We start from the raw sequence: 25,839 nt of genomic DNA, 5'->3' as shown, positions 1-25,839 counted from the left end.
AAAATCCCGCTTTATAAAGCGGGATTTTTTATTATGCTGTTCTTCTTGGACTTCTACGTTTTCTTCCGAAGTCTTTATTTCCTTCTTTTTTAAAACTTCCGCCACTTTTATTTTCACTTCTACGTCTTCCAAAACCTCCTTTGTTTCCTCCAGAAGCTTCTTTTCTGCGTCCGCCACCATCTCTTCTTCTTCCGCCGTTTCCACCTCTGCGTCTTCCACCGCCAGATTTACGATCGTTTTTAGTAACTTCTACATTAACTTTTCTACCACTAAACTCAGGGTTGTTTTCACCAAAAGCGGTTAAAGTATCATCTTCAAAGTTTTTATCAATTTCAAAGAAAGAGAAAGTATCTAAAATATCAATGGCACCAATTTCTACATTTTTACCAATACCTTGCTCATTAATTAAACCAATTAACTTAGCAGGGTTTAATCTATCTTTTCTACCAATGTTTATAAAGAAACGAGTCATATTCTCATCAGATAAACGATCTGTAGCTCTTCCTTTAGATACAAGGTTATTTAAATCATCAGCATCTTTATAGTAAGATAAAAATGAATTAAATTCTACTGATACAAATTTCTGAATTAACTCTTCTCTTGATAAATCAGCTAATTTATCATAGATGTTAGGTAAAAAAGCATCAATTTGTTCTGTATTGATTTGTGTATTTTCAACCTTGTCTATTAAATGGAAAAGTTGAGTTTTACAAATTTCATCTCCAGTTGGAATAGGAGTATGAACAAATTTCTTTTTTAATATTCTTTCAATAGGGTGTAATCTCCCTTTTTCTTTTTTGTTTACTAAAACAATAGAAACTCCTGTATTACCAGCTCTACCAGTTCTTCCACTTCGGTGGTTGTAGTTTTCTATTTGATCTGGTAACTTGTGGTTAATAACATGTGTAAGGTTATCAACATCTAATCCACGAGCAGCAACGTCTGTTGCAACTAGCATTTGGATATTTTTCTTACGAAACTTTTCCATAACACTGTCTCTTTGTGCTTGTGATAAATCACCATGTAAAGAATCAGCGTTGTAGCCGTCTTGAATTAATTTATCTGCAATTTCCTGAGTTTCTCTTCGAGTTCTACAGAAAACTATTGCGTAAATGTTAGGGTTAATATCTGCAATTCTCTTTAAAGCAGGATAACGAGTTCTTTCTGTAACTAAATAATACTCATGTGTTACATTGTTACTTCCTTCGTTTTTCTGACCTGAAGCTACTTCTACTGGATCAACCATGTAGTTTCTAGCAATAGATTCTACTTCTCTAGGGAAGGTAGCAGAGAATAATAAAGTTTGTTTAGTATCTGGAGTAGCTGCTAAAATGGTATCTAATTCATCTTTGAATCCCATGTTTAACATCTCATCAGCTTCATCTAAAACTACCCATTGCACATTGCTTAGTTTTAGTGCTCTTCTGTTAATTAAATCAACAGTTCTACCTGGAGTACCTACCACAATGTGAACTCCTTTTTTTAGCTTTCTAATTTGCTCATCAATATTAGAACCTCCGTAAACTGTTGTTACTTTAAGGTCTGGCATATATTTAGCAAATTCTTTAATATTATTACCAATTTGAACAGCTAGCTCACGAGTTGGTGATAAAATAATAGCTTGTGTATTTCTATTTTCAGTATCAACTTGTTCAACTATAGGTAAACTAAAAGCTGCAGTTTTTCCGGTACCGGTTTGTGCAAATGCTTTTAAATCTTGTTGAGATGATAAAATTTGTGGAATTGCTTTTTCTTGAATTACTGTAGGTTTTTCGTAACCCAAATCTGTTAACGCACGATTAATAGGCTCGCACAAGCCTAGATCTATAAAATTTGACATACTGTGTATTATGCTGAATCCACAGATGCCCCATCCGCGAATTCTTGATTATTATTACTCCTTAGAGTTTGGACGGCGCAAAAGTACGGCAAATAAACGGTTTAACTGTAAAAAAACGTGAAATTTTATAATTCTTTAATTTGTGAATTTATTTTTTCTGATGATAAAGAGGCGAATCCGTTCACTACTATTCCGTTTTCGTCTACTAAAACCACCCTAGGCAATTTACTTGTTAAAAATTCACGAGCTTCACTATCAGAGGTTAAATAATACTGTAATTTGATGTCTAAATTAGGTACATATTCTTTTTTAGTATCCATATTAACCACTAAAAAAGTCTTATCTGGGTTATTATGAACTAAATAATTGATACGTTTTGCAACCCAATCTTTGGAAGAACGTTTACTATTTCTGAAATAAATGATAGTTTTTTTATTGGCCGCTAATTCACTAACATTTTCAATAGCTCCTTGTGGTGAAACCATTTTAAAATCCGGAAGCTGCTTGTTTTTGTTTAATTTGTAAATATCATTTAACAAACGTTTCATTTCTTCTTTATCTTCATTATCTGAGGTAAGGTTTAAAAAAGTATCAAACATTTGCTTGTTTACGTGGCAGCTAGATTTATCATAAAAATGACGAATGGCCGCTCTACGTAACATTCTGTTTTTAGATTTTTCTGATACAATTTTTTTATCAATATCATTTAAAAGAGCAACCGTGTAATCATCATTGGTTTTATAATTATCATTTTGATAAACTTCACCATATAAATTAGCTTGTACATATCTATAATAAGTACCAAAAAACATTAAAGAATCTAAGTTTATATTGGTTAACTCTCTATGATTCGCAAAATTATCAGGTAAGTTTTTTAATTTTTTTTGAGCAATGTAATTTTCTATTTTCGTGTAAATAGGGTAGTTTAAAGCAATACTTAATGTTTTTAAAAACTGTTCAGAAGTTTCATTATTATTTAATTTGTAGTCTTCAATAAAGTTAGCTTTTCTATTTAATAAAGAATCAACTTTAAGCTTAAACTGTTCTGGTTGTAGCGTATAATATTTGTAAAAATTACGCTGGTCTATTTCCGTTTGTAAAAACGCTTCGATTAACACATTATTTCTATCGGCATTTACCCCACTAAACACTAAAGATTCATCAAAATCCCAGGTGTTTAAACGTATTAATAAACTATCATTAGGTTCTAAATATACAAACTGATGTTCGGGCCCATGTTTAAAGTAGTACAATCCTGAATGTATACCTTTAAGTTTTCCCATAAAAGTATGGTCATTCTTGAGCTTTATGGTGTCTAACGGTTTTTCGTTGTCAAATAAAACCACAAAGTCTGTTTTTGGATTTATTATTTTCCCGCCAAAATATGTAAACTCTTTTTTGGGGGATTTACTACAACTTAGAAAAAATATTGTTAGTAATGGTAATATATATTTTGTCATTTAGTGTGTGTCATGTACAGTTTAACCGTTCAAAAATATGTATAAGCGCCAAATTTAGTTGTTAATACCTTGTTAAAACAAATTTTTTTAAATGATTTTTAACTAAATAAATAATTCTTTTCAAATTCTTTAAAGAATATCTTATTTTATACTTTTGCAGCGAATTTAAAAAATCGTAAAATGTTATCAGTTTCTAATTTATCAGTTCAGTTTGGTAAGCGTATTTTATTTGATGAAGTAAATACTAAGTTTACCCAAGGGAATTGCTACGGAATTATTGGAGCAAACGGAGCCGGAAAATCTACTTTCTTAAAAATATTATCAGGAAAGTTAGAACCAACTTCTGGTCACGTTCATTTAGAACCAGGAAAACGTATGTCTGTATTATCTCAAGATCATTATGCTTTTGATGATTTTACTGTTTTAGAAACTGTAGTAATGGGTAATAAAGATCTATATCAAATTAAAAAAGAAATAGATGCTTTATATGCTGATTATACCGATGAGAACGCCGAGAAAATTGGTGAATTACAGGTAAAGTTTGAAGAAATGAATGGTTGGAATGCAGATGCAGAAGCTGCTGCATTATTATCTAACTTAGGAATTAAAGAAGACTTTCATTATTCATTAGTTAAAGATTTAGATGGTAAGCAAAAAGTACGTGTGTTGTTAGCACAGTGTTTATTTGGTAATCCGGATGTATTAATTATGGATGAGCCTACCAACGATTTAGATTTTGAAACTATATCTTGGTTAGAAAATTTTTTAGCGAATTACGATAATACAGTAATAGTGGTTTCTCACGACCGTCACTTCTTAGACGCAGTTTGTACACATATTTCTGATATAGACTTCGGAAAAATTAATCATTTTTCAGGTAATTATACTTTCTGGTATGAATCTAGTCAATTAGCAGCCAAGCAAAGAGCACAACAAAATAAAAAGGCAGAGGATAAAAAGAAAGAATTAGAAGAATTTATTCGTCGTTTCTCGGCTAACGTAGCTAAGTCTAAACAAGCTACTTCTCGTAAAAAAATGATTGAGAAGTTAAATGTAGATGAAATCAAACCATCAAGTAGAAGATACCCTGCAATAATTTTTGATAGAGATAGAGAAGCTGGAGATCAAATTTTAAATATTGAAGGTTTAGCTAAAAAAGATGCTGAAGGTGAGGTTTTATTTTCTAATATAGATATTAATTTAAATAAAGGAGATAAAGTAGCTATTATCTCTAAAAATTCTAAAGCTACTACAGCGTTTTATCAAATTATTACTGATAATGTAGAAGCTGATGCTGGTAAATATCAATGGGGAGTTACAACAACCCAATCGTATTTACCATCTGATAACTCAGAGTTTTTCCAAAATGGTGATTTAAATTTAGTAGATTGGCTACGTCAATATGCACAAACTGAAGAAGAGCGTGAAGAGGTTTTCTTACGTGGATTTTTAGGAAAAATGATTTTCTCTGGAGAAGAAGCTCTTAAAAAGAGTAATGTGTTATCTGGAGGAGAAAAAGTACGTTGTATGTTGTCTAGAATGATGATGACAAGAGCTAATATTTTATTACTAGATGAGCCTACAAATCACTTAGATCTAGAATCTATCCAATCATTAAATAACTCTCTTATTAATTTTAAAGGTACTGTTTTGTTTACAACTCATGATCACGAGTTTGCTCAAACTGTTGCTAATAGAATTATAGAAATTACACCAAACGGAGTAATCGATAAATATGCAACTTTTGATGATTATTTAGATGATCCAAAGGTTAAAGAATTACGTGAAAAAATGTATTCATAATCAATGTAAATAAAAAAAGGGAAGCAAAAGCTTCCCTTTTTTATGCCTTTTGTAAAGGACTAATAATTTCTACATCACTAAAAGCAATGGCACCTCTAATAACTCCATCAATAGTACTTTTTAAAGCTTCTATTAATTGCATTTTTAGTTGCGATTTATGGTAAATTAAACTTACTTCTCTAGCAGGTGGAGGAGAAACAAATTCGCGTAAATGTGCTTTATCTTGTTCGGAAAGGTCAAGAGTATTTAGGTAAGGGAGTAATGTCATACCTAAACCATCTTTAGATAGTTTAATCAAGGTATCGAAACTTCCACTTTCTAATTGAAAATGTTTTTTGTTTTCACCCTTATTTGTTCTACACAAATTAACAACACTATCTTTAAAACAATGTCCATCTTCTAATAATAAAATGTCTTCAACTTCTAAGTCTTCAACTTCTATTTTAGATTTTTTAAATAATGGATGTTCTTGAGGTACTAATCCAACAAAAGGCTCATAATACAATACTCTTTCTTTAATTACATCGTTATTTAAAGGAGTAGCGGCTATGGCAGCATCTATGTGACCTTCTGTTAACTTTCTAATAATTTCTTCAGTTGTTAGTTCTTCAATAATTAATTGAACTTTTGGGTAGGCTCTCGTAAAGTTTTTCAAAAACATTGGAAGTAACGTAGGCATTATGGTAGGAATAATTCCTAATTTAAATTCACCTCCAACATATCCTTTTTGTTGATGTACAATATCCATTATTCGGTTACTTTCATCAACAATAACTTTTGCTTGTTCAACAATTCGTTCTCCTAATGGTGTAAGTTCAATAGGTTTTTTAGATCTATTAAATATTTTAGCATCTAATTCTTCTTCCAGCTTTTGTATTTGCATACTTAAAGTGGGTTGTGTAACAAAGCAATGCTCTGCTGCTACGGTAAAGTTTTTATGCTCTGCAACAGCTAAGGTATATTTAAGTTGTGTGATTGTCATTTCTGTATAATTTATCTATATAAAGATATAAAAACTATCAATATAATTGATAGTTTGAAGCGTTAAAATTGCCGTAAATTTGAAATATAAATAGAAACTAACAAAAATATATACGTTATGGCAAAGACAATCATAGGTTTAGATAAACAAAAATCAGAAAATTTAGTATCGGACTTAAATAAACTTTTAGCAAATTTTCAACTGTATTATCAAAACTTAAGAGGTTTGCACTGGAATATTAAAGGAAAGAATTTTTTTGAATTACATACCAAATTTGAAGAGTTATATACAGACTCACAATTAAAGATAGATTTAATTGCTGAACGTATTTTAACTTTGCAAGGTGTGCCGTTGCATACTTTTGAAGATTACACCAAAGCTGCTAAAGTACCAGTAGGTAAAAATATTAGTAAAGATGTTGAATCTGTACAATTAGTAGTAGATTCTTTATCTGAATTATTAAAAATTGAACGTGAAATTCTTGATTTATCCGATGAAGCCGAAGATGAAGGTACAAATTCTATGATGAGCGATTTTATAGTTGAACAAGAGAAAACAATTTGGATGTTAAATGCTTGGCTGGGCTAAGAAAATATTTTAATTGATATAAGAAAGCGATTGGATTTTTCCAATCGCTTTTTTATTTATAACTATTCTAATTAATCATCTTTAGTTAATAAAATTTACATTTTGTTTAACTGAACTTAAAATAGCATTGATGTAATGTTTACAAACAGGCGGTTTATTTGGGGTAACCAAAAACTAAAAAAATATTATAATGAAAAAATTAAAATTAAGCTTTGCTGCTTTATTAGCTATATCGGTTAGCTTTACCACATTTACTGCTTGTGAAGATGTTAATGATGGCGTTGATGGTGTTAATGGAGTAGACGGTCAAGATGGTCAGGACGGGGCTGACGGTCAAGATGGGGCTGATGCTACTGCATACTTAAACGAATCCAAAACGCCTAACTTTTTAAGTACTACTGCTGAGTTTTCATCTGTAGTAGTTACACCAATCTTATCTTCAGAAGATGTTATTCCTGCCTCTCCGGACTTTATTTATGGCTCTATGGCAGACGGTGCAGGTTTATTAAAAAATGGTAATGGTACCTTTACGTTAATAAATAATATTGAAGCAGATTATTCTATTGCTAGAATCACGTTAACAGAAAACTTGAAACCTGCAAAAGGAGAGTATATTTTAAATGCAGCCGCTACTGCAGAAACTGCTCAGTGTTCAGGATCTATGATTACTCCAGAAGAACACGGATTTGGACCATTATATTTATCTGGTGGAGAATGGGGTGGAGCTTCTAAAGGAGTTTTTGCTACCAATCCTTACAGAGCAACTACAGAAGCTAGTAGTCCAAATATGTTACCAGCTTTAGGACAATGGTCAACAGAAAATGCAGTTGCATTAAATCAAAACGCATATGCTGGTAAAACAGTAGTATTTATTGGAGATGACCAAGGTGATAATTTTGTACCATCAGGTCACTTAGGTATGTATGTTGGTGATCAAGGAGATTTATATGGAGGTAAATTATACGGATTAAAAGTTACTACAGCTGGTGTTGACTATGAAGTTGATATGGAAGAAGGTACAGAATATGACGTAGAGTTTGTAGAATTAATGGAAACTGAAATAGATGCTTTAGATGCTGAATGTAAAGCAAAAGGTGTAATGGGATTCTCTCGTTTAGAAGATATCGATTGGAGAAGAGGTTCTGCAGCTAATAATCGAGAAATTTATTTTGCTGTTACAGGTAGAGATAAACCAGATTTAGTAGGAAAAGGAACAATATCTGGTCGTATTTATAAAGTTGTATTAAACGAAAATGACCCTACAGGTGCTGGTAAAATTACATGTGTATTAGATGGGGATGTAGTAGGAGGAGAAGCTGAAGAGTTTTTATCTCCAGATAACATATTAGTTACCGAAAACTATGCATATATTCAAGAAGATCCTGCAATTGCTCCTTCTGGAAACAAATTACACTATGCAAGATTATATCAATATAACTTAACTACTGGTGAGTTAAAAGTTGTATTGGAATGTGATCAAGTAGCTGCCGCTGCTGCTGGTTACGGTGCAGAAGATAGAATGTGGGAAATTACAGGTATGATTGATATTACTGATAAAGTTAATACAGGAGAAAATACATTTTTAGTAATTACACAAAATCATGGTTGGGAGCCTGCAGATGGAACATCTTTTACAGATCCAATGGCAAATCCTGATTTAGAAAACAGAAAAGAAGGTTCTGTATTACATGTAGTTACTGGATTAGAGAGATAATTTATGAAAGACATATTAAGTCAAGCTAAGGCATACCTTTGTGTATGTCTTTTGCTTTTGATTGTAGGATGTAAAAATAATGAAGGAAATTATGCCAAAGCAACCAATAATGTGGCAGATTTAACCTCGTTATATGTAGGTTTTTTATCAAAATCTATAAAAAACCTAAATCAAATGAAGGGGAGCTCATTAGCATCGCAAAAAGAATTGTATGTGAATGCAAGAAAGAATTTTAAGTTAGCAGAACCTATTTTAGCGTTTACAGATAGAAACAACTATAAATCTTTAAATGCTCCTAATATTATTCAGGTAAAAGGAGAGGCTAGCAAAGACACAAAAGTATTAACTCCAATAGGTTTTCAGGTAATAGAAGAGAACTTGTATGAAGAAACAATTGACACAACCGTTTTAAACAGAGCAATTAAAGTAACAAGTGCTAGATTAAAATTGGTTAAAGATAACGTAATGCTTAAATTGAAAGATTACCATATTGTATGGCTTCTTCGAGATGAAATTACGCGAATAGCTACTACTGGTATAACAGGGTTCGATTCACCGGTATTAAGTCAGTCTTTAAAAGAAAGTTCGTATGCTTATCAAACTTTAATTGATATAATTCAGTTAAACGAACATAAATTTAAAAACTCAAAAGTAAAACAAGACTTTATTAATGCTCTACAAGAGGCTCAAGTAGCTTTATCACATGAGTTTAATAGTTTTGATAGATTCAGTTTTATTAAAAATCATACAAATAAGCAGTTACAGTTATTAATAGCTATACAAAAAGATTGGGAAGTAGTTTTTCCTTTTGAAATGGCACTATCTAATAACATGCGTTATTTATTTGGTGAAGATGCCATAAATTTAAGTTATTTTTCTGATCATTTAAGTGATACTACAAATCTTGTAGATAAAATTGAGTTTGGTAAAGAACTCTTTAATGATGTATCCTTATCTAAAAACTATAACATGGCTTGTGCAACATGCCACGTTAAAGATTTAGCTTTTACAGACGGAAGAAAAACTTTTGATGAAAATCAAACTAGAAATACACCAACAGTTACATATGCAGCTTACCAAAGAGCCTTTTTTATGGATGGAAGAGCGGGTAGTATAGAAGGGCAGGTGGTAGGTGTGGTAGAAAACCACAACGAGTTTAACATGAGTATGGATTCTGTAGTTTCAAGAGTTTTATCTAACGATATGTATAAAACTAAAATTGAAAGTTTATACGCTAATAAAAGAATAGACTATAACATACGTCATGCTATTGCATCTTATATAAAAACACTAAATACGTTTAATTCTAAGTTCGATAGAAATATAAGAGGAGAAGAAAATACATTAACGAATGAAGAAAAATTTGGATTTAATTTATTTACAGGAAAAGCAATGTGTGCAACTTGTCATTTTGCACCTGTTTTTAATGGTACGGTTCCTCCTAATTATAAAGATACAGAGCTAGAATTTATTGGGGTACCACAAACTACAGATACTATTAATGCTCAGCTTTCTAGTGACTTAGGAAGGTATAATGTTTTTAATACTCCTGAAAGAAAACACTTTTTCAAAACCCCAACGGTAAGAAACATTGCTAAAACAGCTCCTTACATGCATAATGGAGTATACAATACCTTAGATGAGGTAATGGAGTTTTACAATAAAGGCGGTGGAGCTGGTTTAGGTATTAAAAATGAATATCAAACATTACCTTTTGATAATTTACAACTATCTCAAGAAGAAATAGATGCCGTAATTGCATTTATGAATACACTTACAGATCAAGAGTATTAGTATAAATATTTCAATAATATTCTAACACTTACAAAGGCAATCAATAAAGCGGTTGCCTTTTTTAGTTGATTAGGCGTAAAGTAGTTATTAGTAATGCTACTCCCCAATTGTCCACCAATTATAACTGTGAGTAGAAGTGTTATTAATAACGGATAGTTTAACTGAACTTTAGTAGACGATAATTGACCTAAAATTCCTGCAAGGGAGTTAACTAAAATAAAAAAACTAGCTGTTGCAGCAATTCTTTTAGAAGTATCCCAGTTGGTTAAATGTAATAGAGGAGCTAAAAAAATACCACCACCAATTCCTACCATACCAGAAATGAACCCGATGACTCCTCCAAAGAATATATTTTTATTCTGAGCATTATTAGTTTGATACGTTTTTAATGCTATTTGTTTAGAAAACCACATACTTACAGCGGCTATCAATAGGGTGCATCCTAAAATAATAAAGAAAAGTTCTTGTTTAAGTAAAATATAACCACCCAAAAAAGAAGCAGGAATACTAATAATTGTTAACGGAATAACTTTATACCAATTTAAACACGTATTCTGATAATATTTCCAGACATTTCCGGTAACTACTACAATATTACAACACAAAGCAATTACTTTTATATCAGTGTGTAAAAGGCTTGTTAACGTAAGAGCAGCAATATAACTACTACCGCCACCAAAACCTACCGAAGAATACAGTATAGCTATTACAAAAAATAAAAAAATAATAAGTGCGTAGTTATTTAAAATCTCTAAAATCATTCATCCAAAAATAAATGTTTATTTTTAGAAACTCTAAATCCTTAAATAGATAATATTTTATAGTATGAGCCAAATAAAAAATCATTGGAAAAAAGAATACTCGTTAGTATTAATAGCTAACATTATTTATATCATATTATTCTATTTTATTACTCAATTTTTTTCAAACTAGTTATTTATGCAAAGTTTAGACTGGATTGTTCTTTCTTTAACCTTATTTTTTATTGTTGTTTATGGTGCTTTAAAAACCAAAGGAAGTACTAACGTAGAAGATTATATTAAAGGAGGAAAAGAAACTAAATGGTGGACTATTGGACTTTCTGTTATGGCTACTCAAGCTAGTGCTATTACTTTTTTATCAACTCCAGGACAAGCTTTTCATAGTGGAATGGGCTTTGTTCAATTTTACTTTGGATTACCTTTAGCAATGGTAATAATTTGCTTGGTATTTATTCCAATTTATCATAAACTTAATGTATATACAGCTTATGAATACCTAGAAAGTAGATTTGACGTTAATACTAGAACTTTAACAGCCATACTATTTTTAATTCAAAGAGGTTTAGCTGCTGGAATTACTATTTTTGCACCAGCAATAATACTATCGGCAGTTTTAGGATGGAATTTAATTTATTTAAATATAATTATTGGGGTATTAGTAATTATTTACACCGTTAGTGGAGGGACAAAAGCTGTTAGTGTAACCCAAAAACAACAAATGGCCGTAATTTTTGCGGGTATGTTTGTGGCTTTTTATTTAATTCTTCAATATTTACCAGATGGCATAACTTTTAGTAAAGCCCTTGAAATAGCGGGAGCATCTAATAAAATGCAAGTGTTAGACTTTTCATGGGATTTAAATAACCGTTACACAGTATGGACAGGGTTTTTAGGTGGTACTTTTTTAATGCTATCATATTTTGGAACGGATCAAAGTCAGGTTCAACGTTACTTATCAGGAAAATCGGTTAGAGAAAGTCAGTTGGGACTAATTTTTAACGGATTATTAAAAGTGCCTATGCAATTTTTTATCTTACTAGTTGGAGTAATGGTATTTGTTTTTTATCAATTTAATGCTTCACCTTTGAATTTTAATCCTAAAGCGAATGATGCTGTTAAAAATTCTGAATATTATTCAGAATATAAAGAATTAGAAGTAAAACACCAACAAATAGAAAAAGATAAGAAAGCCTTGTTGTTAGCTGGTTTAACTGCGGATAATAAAAGTGAACTACAATCACTTAACCAGGAAGATTTACGTTTAAAAGAAGAGGCAAAAACTATTATAAACAAAGCAAATGATATTGTTGAAACCAATGATAAAGATTATGTCTTTATCCATTTTATACTTCATAATTTACCTAAAGGATTAATTGGTTTGTTGTTAGCTGTAATATTATCAGCAGCAATGTCATCAACTGCATCAGAGTTAAATGCATTGGCTTCTACAACAGCAATTGACTTATACAAAAGACATAAAAAACAAGATGAAGATGAAGCTCATTATGTAAAAATGTCTAAATGGTTTACATTAGGTTGGGGTGTACTAGCTATTTTAGTTGCTTGTGTAGCTAATTTGTTTGATAATTTAATACAATTGGTCAATATTATTGGTTCTATTTTTTATGGTAACGTATTAGGTATTTTTTTAATAGCATTCTTTTTAAAATTTATAAAATCAAAAGCAGTTTTTTGGGCAGCAATTTTAACTCAAATTATAATAATTGTAGTTTTTAAGCTTGATATTTTGCCTTACCTATGGTTAAACGCATTAGGTTGTGGATTGGTGATAGCCATTGCAAGTTTATTACAACAAGGTTTTAGAAAAAATGTTATTGAGTAACAATAAGTTTCCTCTTTAATTTTTTTTAAATTTTGTTAATGTTTTAAAAGAATTTGAATTCTTTTTTTCATTATTTTTAATAGTACCAAAAAACATTGGTTTAAATATTTAGTAAACTATTTATAATGAAAAAAACAGAGGTTATCTCACCCAACTCTTTTAATAGCGAAAATCATTGGTATCCAAAGGTGCTAAATGCTACAATACACCCAATGGTTAACTTTTTTTTAAACTTAGATAAAGAAAGAATCATTAGTAGGTACTGTCATTTGCACCCAACAGTAGATAGAGAAAAGTTAGAAGAAATTTTATCATATCAATGTAAACATTTTTTATGGGGCGGAGCTGATTTAATTAATGCCACATCTGAAGATGGAAATAAAAACATGGTTATTATAGAGAATAATTCTTGTCCATCTGGTCAAAAATCAATGCCTTTATTAGATGATAATAAAGAAGACGGAGCCTATCGATTATTAATAGAACGTACTTTTAAACCAATGCTTCAAAAGGCAAAAAGTAAAGTTAAAAATGGTGTTTTAGCTGTTTTTTATGATAAAAATTATATGGAAACTTCTGGGTATGCTGCTGTGATAGCTGATGTTTTTAAAGAAGAAGTTTTCTTAGTTCCATATTTTTCTAATGAAGAAAACAATCATGTTAAAATAGAGGATGGTATTTTTTACATACATCAAAACAATGAATGGTTACCAGTTAGAGGTATTTTTAGATATGTAACTCAGAAACCATGGACACGTTTTCCGATAGGATCAAAAACTAAAGTCTTAAACCCAATAATTACATGTTTAGCAGGAGGAAGAAATAAAATGGTAGCAGCTAAAGCTTATGATATTTATAATGCTGAGTTAGCGCCTCATGGTATGAAAATTAATATACCAGATACAATTTGGGATGTTAGTAAAAATGAAATACCGTTATGGGTTCAACGACTAGGAGGCCAGGCTGTTATTAAAATTCCATATAGTAATGCAGGGCAAGGAGTTTTTACCATTGTAAATGAAAAAGAATTGGAAGACTTCATGAATTTAGAGATAGAATATGAACGTTTTATAGTTCAGAGTTTAATTGGAAACTACAATTGGAGTTCTGTTAGCGAAAAAGGAAAATTTTATCACGTTGGTACCATGCCAAACCAAAAAGGAGAAACTTTTGTGGCTGATTTTAGAATGATGGTTAGCACTACTAAAGATGGAATAAGGCCTTTATGTATGTACTCTAGAAGAGCATTGTTACCGTTAACAAATGATTTGGAAAGTAGTAAAGATTCTTGGGCTATGTTAGGTACAAATTTATCTATTAAACTTGGAGAAAATCAATGGACTTCTGACACTAATAGATTAATGATTATGGATCGAAGAGATTATAACAAACTTGGTTTAGGAATTGACGATTTAATAGAAACTTTTATTCAAACCGTATTATCTACCATCGCTATTGATAAAATGTGTCATAATCTCATGGGGAGTAAAAATAAATTCAAAAAGAAGTTATTTACGTCATTAAATAACGATAGTACTTTGTTAAATGAACTATTTTAATTTATGGCTAAACTTGTAACAAAATTAAAGTTAGATAAAATACCTGCCAATACTATAAAAAAGTTTTGGTTACAGTTAACTACCAATCAATTAGGAGAGCCAATTAGCATACCGGTTATGGTAGCTAAAGGAGCAAAAGGAGGGCCAGTTTTAGGGTTAACAGCTGCGGTTCATGGTAATGAGTTAAATGGTATATCTGTAATACAACGTTTATTTAAAGAGTTAGATACAGCTACTATGAAAGGTACCATTGTTGGGGTGCCTATTGTTAATGTTCCATCATTTATTTTAAATACGCGAGTTTTTTCTGATGGTGTAGATATAAACCGAATTATGCCTGGAGATTTACAAGGAAACGCCAGTGATGTTTATGCTAGTAGGTTTTTAGATAAAGTAGTAAAAAAGTTAGATTACTTATTAGACCTTCATACAGCAAGTTTCGGAAGAGTTAACTCATTTTATATTCGTAGTGATATGAGTAAGCCTATTGCTAAAAAGTTTGCTCTACTTCAAAACGCTGAGATAATAGTTAATACTGCAGCTTCAGATGGTACTTTAAGAGGTGCTGCAGAGGAACTTGGAATTCCTTCTATTACTATTGAAGTTGGAAACCCACATAGTTTTCAAAAAAAAGTAATAAAAAGTGGTTTAGCGGGTGTACACAATGTTTTATGTAGTTTAGGTATTATTGACGATGAAATTGAAGAGGCTAAAAAATCAACGGTAATTTGTAAAAAATCATATTGGTTATATACCGATGAAGGAGGTTTGTTAACGGTACATGTAGATTTAAGAGATATTGTTAAAAAAGGTGATCATATAGCCACGTTAAGAGATGTATTTGGAGCAACAATTAAAAAGTATATGGCTCCTGAAGACGGAATTGTTGTAGGTAAAAGTGTTAATCCTGTAAATCAATCAGGAGGAAGAATTATTCATCTTGGTATTATAAAGTAATCTTTACAGAGAAATACTAAAACTTACGTTGGGTGTTAACCCTAAAGAATAGTTTTCAATTTTTGAAATATTCTCACCATCATTGGTAAAGTAGGTGTTTAATACGTTTTGTTTATTTAAAACATTCCAAATAGAAACTCCTACTTTAGCTTGATGCTTACCAATGCTAAAGTTATAAGTTGAAGAAAAATCTAATCTAACATAGTCTTGTAATCTACTTCCGTTGGGAGATTTGTATACAATTTCATTGTTTTCAACATAATCTGCTTGAGTATAAGGTTTACCAGAACGCCAATTAAGTCCTAACGCAAATTTTAAATTGTTCCACTTGTATGTACCTGCAAAATTAATTGTATGTTTTATATCAAAGTTGTTAGCGAAAGCATTTCCGTTATGAAGGTTGTTAAAAGTGTAAGTGTTTTCGCTAAAAGTATAACTTAACCAGGTACTAAAGTTTTGATACCGTTTATTAATCAAAAAGTCTATACCATGAATGGTATAACTTCCGATATCATTTATAAACTGAAATTGATTTTGAAACCCTTGACTTTTAGCAGTAATACCATCTACCTTTTTTATAAAAGCTTCTGCAGAAATTAATAATTTGTTTTGTTCAAAGCTAATTCCAGCACTAACTTGTTTACTTTTTAAAATAGGAATATCATCATTATTTGCTAAAATCCAACGCCTTTTTTCAATTCCTAAAAAATCTTTTTGTAAATCTATAACTTGTGTTGAGGTTTGTGTTTTTAATTCTCCAGAAAATTCAAAATTAAAATAATTTAAAAATTGCTGACTAAAATGCAACCTTGGTTCTAAGCTGTTTTGTTTAAATTTTGTAAAGTAATTATTACGAAAACCAACAGTAAGCAGTGTATTTTTATCGTTAGATTGATAAGTAGTCTCAGCATACCCAACTAATGTTCTTAAAACATATTTAATATAACTTTCAAAAGGAGGATTGTTTACATCTTGTAAGTTACTTATACCAACTTCTAGAGCTTGTGCTCCAAAGTTTAATTTAAAATTATTAGATAAAATTAGGTTGTTATCTAGCTTAATTCCGGCTTCTGTAACTTTATTCTCTTGTATTAGTTGTTGATTGTTAACAAAGTCGTAATTGCTAGCATCCAAATCATAATTAGTAAAATAGGCCTGAAGTGTTGAATTATAGTTATCATTCCATAATTTATGATAAGTTATTCCAGTAGCAAGGTTTTTTTGTGTAAGACTACTAAAAATTACTTCATCTTGAGAGTTAATAGTAGCTTCTTCTTGATAATTTAAATCATTAAAAACAGTTAAAAAATTTATTCGAATCTGATCTTTTTCAGTAATATCATATAAAAATTTTAAAGAAGCATCGTAAAAATAAAAATCTTCGTCTTTAGAAACTGCTGCATCATTTGTATTTGTTAAATCTGAATCCTGAAATATTCTTTTAAAATAATTATCATAAGTAGGAGTGTTCACCCAATCTGTAACGGATCTTCTTGCAGCAATTTGTATGCTTGTTTTTTTGTTAAAGGGTAACGAAGCAAAACCATCAATAGCAATTAAATTTATACCCCCACCGTAATGAGTTTGATTGGTAACAATATCTTCTAGTTTTAAATCTACAACTCCTGATATATTTTCACCATATTTAGCATTCGCTCCGTTTTTTATAACAGTAACATTTTTAGTTAAATTAGGATTAAAAGCTGATATTAAACCAAAAAAATGTCCCGATTGGTACATTCTTATTCCTTCATATAATATCAAATTTTGATCATGTGTTCCTCCACGTATATTAATGTTAGAAACACTTTCATCTACACTAATAATTCCTGGTAATGATTGAATACTATGCAATACATCAGTATCTGTTAACCCTGGTAAAATTCCCATTTTTTGAGGTTGTATACTTATACTACCGGTATTGTTTTTATATATACCGGTAGTTAAATAATTGTTTACTACCACTTCATTGAGCTCTTCAAAAACAAAAGGGGAATTTTCTTCAGGCTTTTTTGAAATGGAGATGTAAACTTCATCAATTTGGATGAAAACAAGGGGGGTATTTTGTTGCAAAAAAAAGAGTACTTCTTGCAAACTAAGGTTCTTCATGTTTAAATTTACAGATATACCTCTAATAGTAGTATCTGCATAAGAAAAACTTACCTGATATTTTTTTTCAATAGCAGGTAAAAGTTTTTCTAAGGGTTGATTTTTTATTTGAGCCGAAATAAAAAATCTTCCTAAAAAAAGAAATAAAAAAAGTAGTGTAATTTTTAGTTCTTTATTCACGTGTTAATGAAATTGTATTGTTGTTTTTACTGTATTTTAAAGATAATGGAATTGTTACTGATTGTAATGCGACCTCTAAATTAGTATGTGTAAACTTTCCAGTAAATAGTTTATTTGTATCTATATTTTTTGTGTTAATGGTAATATTGTATTGAATTTCTAACTCATTAATTACTTGTTGTAGAGGCACGCTTTTAAATTCAGAGGTATTTTTAATCCAGCTAGGTGCTGTATTATTTGTGTTTTTATTGATGATTTCATTATTTAACACTACAAATGAATCACCTGGTTTTAAAACTATTGTTTTTTTAGGGTGCGTAACTTTAACAGACCCTTCATAACAAGTAACTTCAAAGTAATTAGAACGCTCTTTTACATTAAATTGCGTACCTAATACGGTTATAGTACCGGCTTGAGTAATAACATTAAAAGTACTTCCCTTTTCTACTTTAAAATAAGCTTCTCCAGTTAAGTTAACATCTCTTTTAGTATTCCAATTTTTCTTGTTAAAAGATAGTTGAGATTGAGCATTTAATGAAACTGCTGAGTTATCAGGAAGAGTAAAAGCAGTTTTTTCAGCATAATCTGTTTGGTATTCTGTTGAAGTATTGTAAAACAAAAAATAAAATCCAAAGCTAATTACTAACATTGCAGCAATTTTAGTTGCGTAGGTAATCCAATTAGTAGATTTTTTTGAAGAATTAGTAGCAGCAACAATGTTTTTAAATGTAGCTTCTGAATCAAATTCAGGAGCAGAAAAACCTTTTGCAAATCTATCTAACTTAGTTAACGCATTATAGTCATCAAGAGCTTCAAAGGCTTGTTGCTCTTGTGAATTTAGATTGTTATCTAACCATTTTTTTATTAAATCTTCTCTATTCATTATTCGGTGTTCGTATATATAACAGGTAAGTAGAAGAAATTCCTACCTAAATTTTTTATTTTTTTATAATTCTTCTATTTGTGCTCTTAATTTTTTTAAAGCACCGTAAATTCTTTTTTCAACAGCTTTCGTACTAATGTCTAATATTTCGGCAATTTCTTTAAATCTTTTACCTTCTGTTCTATTCATTAAAAAGGCAACACGTTCTGCTTCTGTTAAATTTGCAATAGCTTTTTCAAGTTTTTGCAAGTATTCTTTTTCTTCTAAAATAAATTCAGGAGATTCATTTGTATGTTCTTTAGGTTTTATTTTTTGATGTTGTAATACCACCTTTTGATGCGCTACTTCATTTAACATTAAATTATTGGCAGTAGTATATACAAAGCTTTTGGCTTTTTCTGGAGTCACTTTTTTACAGTTTTCCCATAATTTAATAAAAGCTTCTTGCATTTTATCTTGAGGATTCAATTTTTCACCATACTTATAATATAAGTAGTTGTGTAAGTTTTTAGAATGCTTTCTAAAAAAAGCTTCAAATAAACTTTGTTGGCAAATATTTGAATACAGATTTTTACTCATAAACAGGGGCTTAAATTCATTTTTACAAAGGTTACGTAATTTTTTTTTAATTTCAAGGTAGGAATTTTTGAATCTAAACTGTTTTATATATGAAAAGCACAAACAAGCTTTGTAAAAACTAGTTAATTATTAAAATATGAATAGTATGAAAAATTTAAAACAGTTTCTTTTATTAAAAGTGATGACACTTTTTTTAATTGTTTCTTGTCAAGAAGAAGTAGTCAGAATTACCGGACCCGATGAACAAGCTGTTATTGAAGCCAATTCATCAACAGCAACGTATTTAAGAAGAACCGCAATTAATGACGGATCTCACGATAATATTATAGATTATGCTAGCTGTCTAGAAGTTCAGTTACCAGTAACTGTGGTAGCAAACGGAGAAACAGTAGTGGTAGAAAATGTTACCGATTTTGATGCTATAGAGGAAATTTTAGATGCTTTTACCAATGATAACGACGAAGTCGTTATTTCATTTCCTATAACAGTTATATTAAGTAATCATTCAGAAGTTACAATTAATAGTCAAGATGAATTATTAGACTTAGCAGAAGATTGTTTAGAAGAAAATGCACCTGATGATGATATAGAGTGTATAGATTTTCAATATCCAATAGCTTTTTCAATTTATAATTCAGATTTTCAAATTGTAGAAACTAAAACAATTAGTACAGATGCAGAGCTGTATTATTTTATAGATAATTTAGATGGAGCAGTTATAGCAAGTTTAAATTTCCCTGTAAATATGGTAACAGCAACAGGTGAAGTTATAGAAGTTACTAATAATCAAGAGTTAGATGAGGCCATCAGCAGTGCTGAGGATGCTTGTGATGAAGATGATGATAATGATTACAATGATGATGATAATGACTTTGATTGTACAGAAGCTTATGTAGATGATTTATTAATGACTTGCCATTGGGTAGCTACCTCATATAATGGTGATAACCAGTTAGCAGATTTAGATGTTTATTTTGGAGCAAACCAAGAGTTAGTTGTAACCAATAATGGGGTAGAACACCAAGGTGTTTGGAGTACATCATTAACTACAGAAGGTGTTGTTGTTGAAATTTCTCAATTATCTGGAGGTGTACATGAAGATTTTAATGGAGTATGGACTATTAACAATTGTTCTTATGATGGTAAGTTTTTCTTTTTACAAGATAATATTGAAATGATTGTAGAGAAAGATTGTAACCAAAATACCCCAGCATGTTCTGAGTCTGAAATAACCGAATATTTAGATGCTTGTGTTTGGAATATAGTAGATTTTAACGGAAGTAATGATCTTGTAAATTTTGATTTAGATTTTTACACAGGTGGTACATTATTGTTAACGAATGGGGCACAACAGGGTGAAGCATACTGGTCTTCGTCTTTATCTGCAACAGGAAATTTAGAAATTGAATTCGGAAATGTAGCATTACCAAGTATTCAAGCAGTAAATGGAGTATGGAAGGTGTATGAATGTGCTGAAGATAGAATTAAATTTATAAATGAATCAGGAGCGTATTTTATCATAGAAAAGCAAGAGTGTTACTCTCAAACTGATTTTATGAATATTATTAATGAGTGTTCTTGGGCTGTAGAGCAATTTATTATGGACGGTGTAGATATGACAGCAAACAATCCATACAAGTTTGATTTCTTTGAAACAGGTTTTGCTACTGCTCAAAATGGTACAGTAATTTACTATGGTAATTTTGAAGCAGAAAACTTAAACAATGGTCAGTTAACTTTTGGTTTAGAGTTGTATAACAATAGTGAGTTAAGTGGATATTATAGAGTTTCTCAACTAACTAATGATTATATAGAATTAGTTGCCGATAATAAAGAGTTAAAAATTTACAGGACTTGTAGTTCAGCTTCAGATCAAGATGTAGATGCGATTAAAAGTTATTTAACAAATGGAACGTGGAGTATTACATATACTACGCAACAATCTCAAGAAATAACTGCTCAGTTTAACGGTATAAATTTCAATTTTGAAGGGAATACAAACTTAGTAGCAACCTTAAACAATGAAGTATCAACATTAAGTTGGAATGTGGTAAGAGATAGTAGTGAAAACCTTCGTTGTGTTATCAATTATTTAGGAGAAAATCCATATTGGGATTTAGATGATGATTGGTATATCACAGCAGTTACAGAAACAAGATTAGAATTACACCATGTGAATGATGCCGCTAATACAGAATTTGTAGTAGTGTTTGAAAAACAATAATAGTAGTTTAAATTTTAGATTTTTGATTTTTTGGAATTGCTTAGAAAAAGAGCATGGTTTTTTGATCCGATGAGTGAAAGCTCATCGGATTTTTTATTGTCAATATTGTATTCAGATTAAATTCATAATAACTTAATTAGTTTCTTTAGTTATCCATTTACTTACATTAGGAGCCTTGTAAGCTTTCATTTTTTCAATTAATACATCAGGTTGATCGCTTACTAATATCATATCTCTATTTACGTTTTTTAAAAAGCCCTTATTAACCATAGTATCTATAAAGTTTAATAGTTCGTTATAAAAACCACTTATATTTAAAATACCTATAGGTTTTTGATGTAACCCTAATTGAGCCCATGTAAGCATTTCAAAAAACTCTTCTAAAGTTCCAAAACCACCTGGCATAGCTATTACACCATCAGAAAGATCATTCATTTTGTTTTTTCTTTCATGCATTGTATCTACTAAATACAAGTGTGAAAGATTGTTGTGAGCAATTTCTTTTTGTTGTAAAAAATGAGGAAGTACACCTATAACTTCACCATTGTTTTTAAGTACACTATTGGCAATAGCGCCCATTAAACCAACATCAGCACCACCATAAACTAAACCTATGTTATGCTTGGTTAATACTTTGCCAAGCATTATGGCTTGGTTTTCATAAATAATATCGGTTCCTAAACTAGAACCACAAAAAACAGTTATTCTTTTCATAGTTGTATTTTTTAAACAAAAAACTCGAGAATAATCTCGAGTTTTTTTGGTAATGATATTTTGGGATTAAGCTCCCCACTCTTTTAAAGAGTCTTTGTTCATTTTAATATAATCTGCATTACCTGCTTTTTCAGCGTATTTTAAAGATTCTTTAGCAGCTTTAATGGCACCTTTTTTGTTTCCAGCCTTAGCGTGAATTAATGATTGTTTACGTAAGTACCAAAAACGTGGCTTATCTTTTGTCATATCAACAGCTTTGTCAATCCACTTAACAGCCTGGTTGATATCTTTACCCTCTTCTAAATAATAAGAAGCAGAAGCAAAGTAATCAGCAGGTCCAGGGCCAGCCATTACTTTTTCTATACTTGCAGAAACTTCTTTATCTGTAGGTACTTCAAATTTAACACCAGCATAAGAGTTTTCCCATAACATACCTAATACTGCAGAGTTGTTAGTTAAATCGTCTAAAGTAATTGTAAATGTTTCAATTTTCATTGGCATTTTTTCAACTTTAGCTGTAGTTTTTAAAGCAACTTTAGCATCATCCCAGTTTCTAGGAGTACCCCAATTGTTTGTGTCAGTATAAAAAATTACTTCCCATTGGTTAGCACTTGGCTTAGTAAATACTGCATATTTACCTTTTTTAAGAGCCACTCCGTTTATTTTAACATCATTACTAAAAGTAACAACGGTATTCGCGTTAGCTCCAGTTCTCCATAATTTTCCGTAAGGAACTAAATCACCAAATATAGTACGACCTCTCATTCCTGGTCTCGAATATTCTACAGTAACATCTGTTAATCCAACTTTTTGTTCTAATTTAGAAAGTGGACTCGGCTGAGGTGTAGAAACTTGTGCCGAAGCAGTACCCATTACAGCTACAGCTAACAAGCTTAATATTAGTTTTTTCATAAAAATAAATAGTTTATAATTGATTGCGCATAAAAATACGGCTAAAAAAAACGACAAATGTTAACAAAAACTTAAAATCGGGCTTACTATATTTGATGTCATGAAAAAATATGTATCAGAATTTTTAGGAACTTTTGCCATGATATTTTGTGGAACAGGTGCTATGACAATTAATGAAATTACCGGAGGTTCAATTTCTCATGTTGGAGTTGCGATTACTTGGGGATTAATTGTAATGGCTATGATTTATGCTTTTGGAGAAATTTCTGGAGCCCATTTTAACCCTGCTGTTACTGTAGCGTTTGCCTATGCAAAAAAGTTTAGTTGGAGCGAAGTTCCTAAGTTTATAACTGCACAATTTTTAGGAGCTATTGCTGCTAGTGGTATTCTTTTTATTTTATTTCCAGCCAGTGAGTTTTACGGAGCAACTTTACCTTCGTTTGAAGCTTGGAGAGCTTTTATTCTTGAATTTTTACTCACGTTTTTTCTTATGTTAACAATTATAAACGTATCAACAGGAAGTAAAGAAGTTGGTATAATGGCAGGAATCGCTATTGGTGGTGTGGTGTTATTAGAAGCTATGTTTGCTGGTCCCATGACCAAAGCCTCAATGAATCCTATTAGATCATTAGCACCTGCAATTATTTCTGGGCACTATAAGGATATTTGGTTGTACTTAACAGCTCCTTTTTTAGGTGCTATTCTTGCTGTTAGTACTTGTAAGTTTATTAAAGATGATAATTGTTGTACAACTAATTGTTAATTGAATGAAAACTTGTAGTATTTTAGGTTGTGGTTGGCTTGGATTACCACTCGCTAAACATTTAATAGCAAAAGGAGTTAAAGTATATGGCTCAACTACTTCAAAAAGTAAATTAGATATTTTAAAAAGCAACAATATTGTTCCTTTTTTAATTAATATTGATGACGCTATTGTTGAATCAGATTTTTTTAAAACTGATGTGTTAATCATAATGATTACTTCAAAAAACACTGAGGCTTTTAAACGATTAATACATCAAATTGAAAAATCAGATATAAATAAAATTATATTTATAAGCTCCACATCGGTATATGATGCTAATAACAGTGAGGTTTCAGAAAATCAGCAGACTAATGACGGTCCGTTAGCAAATATCGAGCGTCTTTTTATAAATAATACTAATTTTAAAACTACAATTCTTCGCTTTGCAGGATTAATAGGAGGGGAGCGTCACCCAGGAAATTGGTTTGAAAATAAAGCTATTCCTCAACCCAAAGGATTTGTTAACATGATTCATAGAGATGACTGTATTGCTATAATTACTCAAATTATAAAAGATAATGTTTTTGGTGAAATTTTTAATGCTTGTGTTAACCATCACCCAACTAGAAGTGAATTTTACACCAAGGCAAACCTATCATTGTCAAAGCCTTTACCTGTTTTTAAAAATGAAGAAAACTTAGTGTATAAAATAATTAATCCTGATAAATTAATAAATACGTTAAAGTATCAATTTATTCATCAGGATTTACTTGACTTTAATGCTATTTAATTTATTTATTAAGTACTACTAAAAGTTTAAATAAAGTTTTCTGAAAGCTTGTAATCTCTTCTTCAGTTAAAGAATCATCATCAAAAGAAGCTACAATTTTTTGAGGTATTTCTGCAGCTTTATTTTTTAATTGTTTACCCTCATCGCTTAAAGAAATAATAACAGTACGTTCATCTTTTTCAGATCGTTTTCTGACAATTAAATTCTTTAAAGCTAATCTTTTTAAAAGAGGAGTGAGCGTATTAGACTCTAAGTATAGCTTTTCACCAATTTGTTTTACAGTTAATTTATCAAATTGCCATAAAGTCAACAATACTAAATATTGAGGATATGTAACACCTAATTCTTCTAAATAAGGTGCATAAACTTTGGTAGTTAGTCTTGATGCAGCATATAAAGGAAAACATAGCTGATTTTCTAGGTATAATTCAGGAACAGAATTTTTAATCATTTAAATGATTTTTTTAATAATTTTTTCCATTTTTTCAGGCTTTGTTGTTGGCGCAAACCTTTTTACAGGTTTCCCATTTTTATCAATTACAAACTTGGTGAAATTCCATTTTATACTACTTCCAAAAAAGCAACCCCCAGATAATTTTGACTTCAAATACTTATAAATTGGATGCGCATTCTTTCCGTTAACTTCAATTTTTTCAAACATAGGAAAACTAACACCATAGTTTACTTGACAAAATTCTTGAATTTCATCTGAATTTCCTTTTTCTTGTTTTCCAAACTGATTACAAGGAAATCCTAAAATTACCAATCCTTGATCTTTATATTTTTGATATAACTTTTCTAAACCTTCATATTGTGGTGTTAATCCACATTTACTGGCCGTGTTTACTACTATTATAGTTTTGCCTTTGTATTCATTTAAATCGGCTGGAGTGCCGTTTAATTTATTAACCTTGAAATTATAAATATTCGTGTTCATTTATTTTTTGTATTTGTTAATTAAGTAAGTTAATGCACCTGTAGACCATAATGCCCAAAGTATTAATATAGGTTGAAAAAATAATCTGATTAATCTTTTTTGGTCAGTATCTAACCTAAATGCACTAATTCCGTTTGTGTATTGAGATATGTTTCCAGGAAATATTAAAATAAAGAATATAGCTAAAGCCAATCCTACTTTTACTTGATTTTTCCATATTGCAATCATAGCTAGACCAAGTGTAATTTCAACCATTCCAGATGAAATTACTATAAAATCCATAAAAGACTCTGTGTTGGGAAGCCATCTTGGTACTTGGGCCTGAAATTCATTTCTTTGAAATGTTAAATGACCAACACCAGCAAAGGTCATAAAGGCTCCTAATATAATTTTAAATATTTTTTGAATTATGGTTGTTTTCATGTCGTTATAGATTTAATCGTACACGATACAAAAATACAAAAC

General features: G+C 30.5%; 22 protein-coding genes. 10 read left to right on the top strand and 12 right to left on the bottom strand.

All coding sequences use genetic code 11. From position 1 onward, the window contains the following. Positions 1 to 31: 31 nt before the first annotated feature. Both ACFQ1U_RS10105 and ACFQ1U_RS10100 read right to left on the bottom strand, forming a co-directional pair. On the bottom strand, positions 32 to 1,840 hold the full coding sequence (locus tag ACFQ1U_RS10105; protein ID WP_386107937.1) for a DEAD/DEAH box helicase: 1,809 nt from the start codon (positions 1,838 to 1,840) through the stop codon (positions 32 to 34). A 125-nt stretch (positions 1,841 to 1,965) separates the two neighbouring features. Further along, the gene (locus ACFQ1U_RS10100; protein ID WP_386107935.1) at positions 1,966 to 3,300 is read right to left on the bottom strand and encodes a hypothetical protein; all 1,335 of its coding nucleotides are present in this window, start codon (positions 3,298 to 3,300) and stop codon (positions 1,966 to 1,968) included. 180 nt (positions 3,301 to 3,480) lie between these two features. On the opposite strand from ACFQ1U_RS10100, the gene ACFQ1U_RS10095 reads away from it, so the two are divergent. Then, positions 3,481 to 5,103, top strand: a complete 1,623-nt coding sequence (locus tag ACFQ1U_RS10095) for an ABC-F family ATP-binding cassette domain-containing protein (protein WP_386107932.1) — start codon at positions 3,481 to 3,483, stop codon at positions 5,101 to 5,103. Between the two features lie 40 nt (positions 5,104 to 5,143). On the opposite strand, the gene ACFQ1U_RS10090 is transcribed toward ACFQ1U_RS10095, so the two are convergent. Next, positions 5,144 to 6,085: a hydrogen peroxide-inducible genes activator gene (locus tag ACFQ1U_RS10090; protein ID WP_386107930.1), complete on the bottom strand. Its 942-nt coding sequence runs from the start codon at positions 6,083 to 6,085 to the stop codon at positions 5,144 to 5,146. A 117-nt stretch (positions 6,086 to 6,202) separates the two neighbouring features. Here ACFQ1U_RS10090 and ACFQ1U_RS10085 point away from each other — a divergent pair, with 117 nt between their 5' ends. From ACFQ1U_RS10085 to ACFQ1U_RS10075, 3 genes are all read left to right on the top strand, one after another. Next, the gene (locus ACFQ1U_RS10085; RefSeq protein ID WP_386107928.1) at positions 6,203 to 6,673 is read left to right on the top strand and encodes a Dps family protein; all 471 of its coding nucleotides are present in this window, start codon (positions 6,203 to 6,205) and stop codon (positions 6,671 to 6,673) included. A gap of 190 nt (positions 6,674 to 6,863) precedes the next feature. Further along, positions 6,864 to 8,387, top strand: coding sequence for a phosphatase (locus ACFQ1U_RS10080; RefSeq protein ID WP_386107926.1), 1,524 nt, complete (start codon positions 6,864 to 6,866; stop codon positions 8,385 to 8,387). 3 nt (positions 8,388 to 8,390) lie between these two features. Then, positions 8,391 to 10,181 (top strand): cytochrome-c peroxidase, encoded by a 1,791-nt coding sequence (locus tag ACFQ1U_RS10075; protein ID WP_386107924.1) that lies wholly within the window; start codon positions 8,391 to 8,393, stop codon positions 10,179 to 10,181. Here ACFQ1U_RS10075 and ACFQ1U_RS10070 read toward each other — a convergent pair. Continuing rightward, complete coding sequence (locus ACFQ1U_RS10070) at positions 10,178 to 10,942, bottom strand: sulfite exporter TauE/SafE family protein (protein WP_386107922.1); 765 nt, start codon at positions 10,940 to 10,942, stop codon at positions 10,178 to 10,180. The genes ACFQ1U_RS10075 and ACFQ1U_RS10070 overlap by 4 nt on opposite strands. 178 nt (positions 10,943 to 11,120) lie before the next feature. Between ACFQ1U_RS10070 and ACFQ1U_RS10065 the strand changes: the two genes are divergently transcribed. From ACFQ1U_RS10065 to ACFQ1U_RS10055, 3 genes are all read left to right on the top strand, one after another. Next, positions 11,121 to 12,785 (top strand): sodium:solute symporter, encoded by a 1,665-nt coding sequence (locus tag ACFQ1U_RS10065; protein WP_386107921.1) that lies wholly within the window; start codon positions 11,121 to 11,123, stop codon positions 12,783 to 12,785. Positions 12,786 to 12,910: 125 nt separating this feature from the next. After that, the gene (locus ACFQ1U_RS10060; RefSeq protein WP_386107920.1) at positions 12,911 to 14,344 is read left to right on the top strand and encodes a hypothetical protein; all 1,434 of its coding nucleotides are present in this window, start codon (positions 12,911 to 12,913) and stop codon (positions 14,342 to 14,344) included. A 3-nt stretch (positions 14,345 to 14,347) separates the two neighbouring features. After that, positions 14,348 to 15,301, top strand: a complete 954-nt coding sequence (locus ACFQ1U_RS10055) for a succinylglutamate desuccinylase/aspartoacylase family protein (protein ID WP_386107918.1) — start codon at positions 14,348 to 14,350, stop codon at positions 15,299 to 15,301. A gap of 3 nt (positions 15,302 to 15,304) precedes the next feature. On the opposite strand, the gene ACFQ1U_RS10050 is transcribed toward ACFQ1U_RS10055, so the two are convergent. The 3 genes from ACFQ1U_RS10050 to ACFQ1U_RS10040 all read right to left on the bottom strand — a co-directional run bounded on the left by ACFQ1U_RS10050 (position 15,305) and on the right by ACFQ1U_RS10040 (position 19,052). Further along, complete coding sequence (locus ACFQ1U_RS10050; RefSeq protein ID WP_386107916.1) at positions 15,305 to 17,590, bottom strand: TonB-dependent receptor plug domain-containing protein; 2,286 nt, start codon at positions 17,588 to 17,590, stop codon at positions 15,305 to 15,307. Continuing rightward, positions 17,583 to 18,473: a FecR family protein gene (locus tag ACFQ1U_RS10045; protein ID WP_386107914.1), complete on the bottom strand. Its 891-nt coding sequence runs from the start codon at positions 18,471 to 18,473 to the stop codon at positions 17,583 to 17,585. The genes ACFQ1U_RS10050 and ACFQ1U_RS10045 overlap by 8 nt, the downstream gene beginning before the upstream one ends. A 63-nt stretch (positions 18,474 to 18,536) precedes the next feature. Continuing rightward, positions 18,537 to 19,052, bottom strand: coding sequence for an RNA polymerase sigma factor (locus ACFQ1U_RS10040; RefSeq protein ID WP_386107912.1), 516 nt, complete (start codon positions 19,050 to 19,052; stop codon positions 18,537 to 18,539). A gap of 145 nt (positions 19,053 to 19,197) precedes the next feature. On the opposite strand from ACFQ1U_RS10040, the gene ACFQ1U_RS10035 reads away from it, so the two are divergent. After that, positions 19,198 to 21,276, top strand: a complete 2,079-nt coding sequence (locus tag ACFQ1U_RS10035) for a hypothetical protein (protein WP_386107910.1) — start codon at positions 19,198 to 19,200, stop codon at positions 21,274 to 21,276. Positions 21,277 to 21,408: 132 nt separating this feature from the next. Here the strand turns inward: ACFQ1U_RS10035 and ACFQ1U_RS10030 are convergent, their stop codons facing one another. After that, positions 21,409 to 21,990: an LOG family protein gene (locus tag ACFQ1U_RS10030; protein ID WP_386107908.1), complete on the bottom strand. Its 582-nt coding sequence runs from the start codon at positions 21,988 to 21,990 to the stop codon at positions 21,409 to 21,411. Between the two features lie 66 nt (positions 21,991 to 22,056). After that, positions 22,057 to 22,902, bottom strand: coding sequence for a DUF2911 domain-containing protein (locus ACFQ1U_RS10025; RefSeq protein WP_386107906.1), 846 nt, complete (start codon positions 22,900 to 22,902; stop codon positions 22,057 to 22,059). Between the two features lie 100 nt (positions 22,903 to 23,002). Between ACFQ1U_RS10025 and ACFQ1U_RS10020 the strand changes: the two genes are divergently transcribed. Beyond that, entirely contained in the window at positions 23,003 to 23,665 is a 663-nt protein-coding gene (locus ACFQ1U_RS10020; RefSeq protein WP_386107904.1) for an MIP/aquaporin family protein, read from the top strand. Positions 23,666 to 23,669: 4 nt separating this feature from the next. Continuing rightward, a complete protein-coding gene (locus ACFQ1U_RS10015) occupies positions 23,670 to 24,437 on the top strand; it encodes an NAD(P)H-binding protein (protein ID WP_386107902.1) in 768 nt (255 codons plus the stop codon). 1 nt (position 24,438) lies between these two features. On the opposite strand, the gene ACFQ1U_RS10010 is transcribed toward ACFQ1U_RS10015, so the two are convergent. From ACFQ1U_RS10010 to ACFQ1U_RS10000, 3 genes are read right to left on the bottom strand one after another with little or no spacing between them, the layout of a single operon-like run. Then, the gene (locus ACFQ1U_RS10010; protein ID WP_386107900.1) at positions 24,439 to 24,888 is read right to left on the bottom strand and encodes a MarR family winged helix-turn-helix transcriptional regulator; all 450 of its coding nucleotides are present in this window, start codon (positions 24,886 to 24,888) and stop codon (positions 24,439 to 24,441) included. Next, the gene (locus ACFQ1U_RS10005) at positions 24,889 to 25,374 is read right to left on the bottom strand and encodes a glutathione peroxidase (RefSeq protein WP_386107898.1); all 486 of its coding nucleotides are present in this window, start codon (positions 25,372 to 25,374) and stop codon (positions 24,889 to 24,891) included. Next, entirely contained in the window at positions 25,375 to 25,797 is a 423-nt protein-coding gene (locus tag ACFQ1U_RS10000) for a DoxX family protein (protein ID WP_386107896.1), read from the bottom strand. It abuts the gene before it with no gap. Between the last annotated feature and the right edge of the window lie 42 nt (positions 25,798 to 25,839).

This window comes from Tenacibaculum geojense, from assembly GCF_042676005.1.
GTDB lineage: Bacteria > Bacteroidota > Bacteroidia > Flavobacteriales > Flavobacteriaceae > Polaribacter > Polaribacter geojense.
Note: the sequence above shows the minus strand (reverse complement) of the source record. Positions and strands in the feature narration are given on the sequence as shown.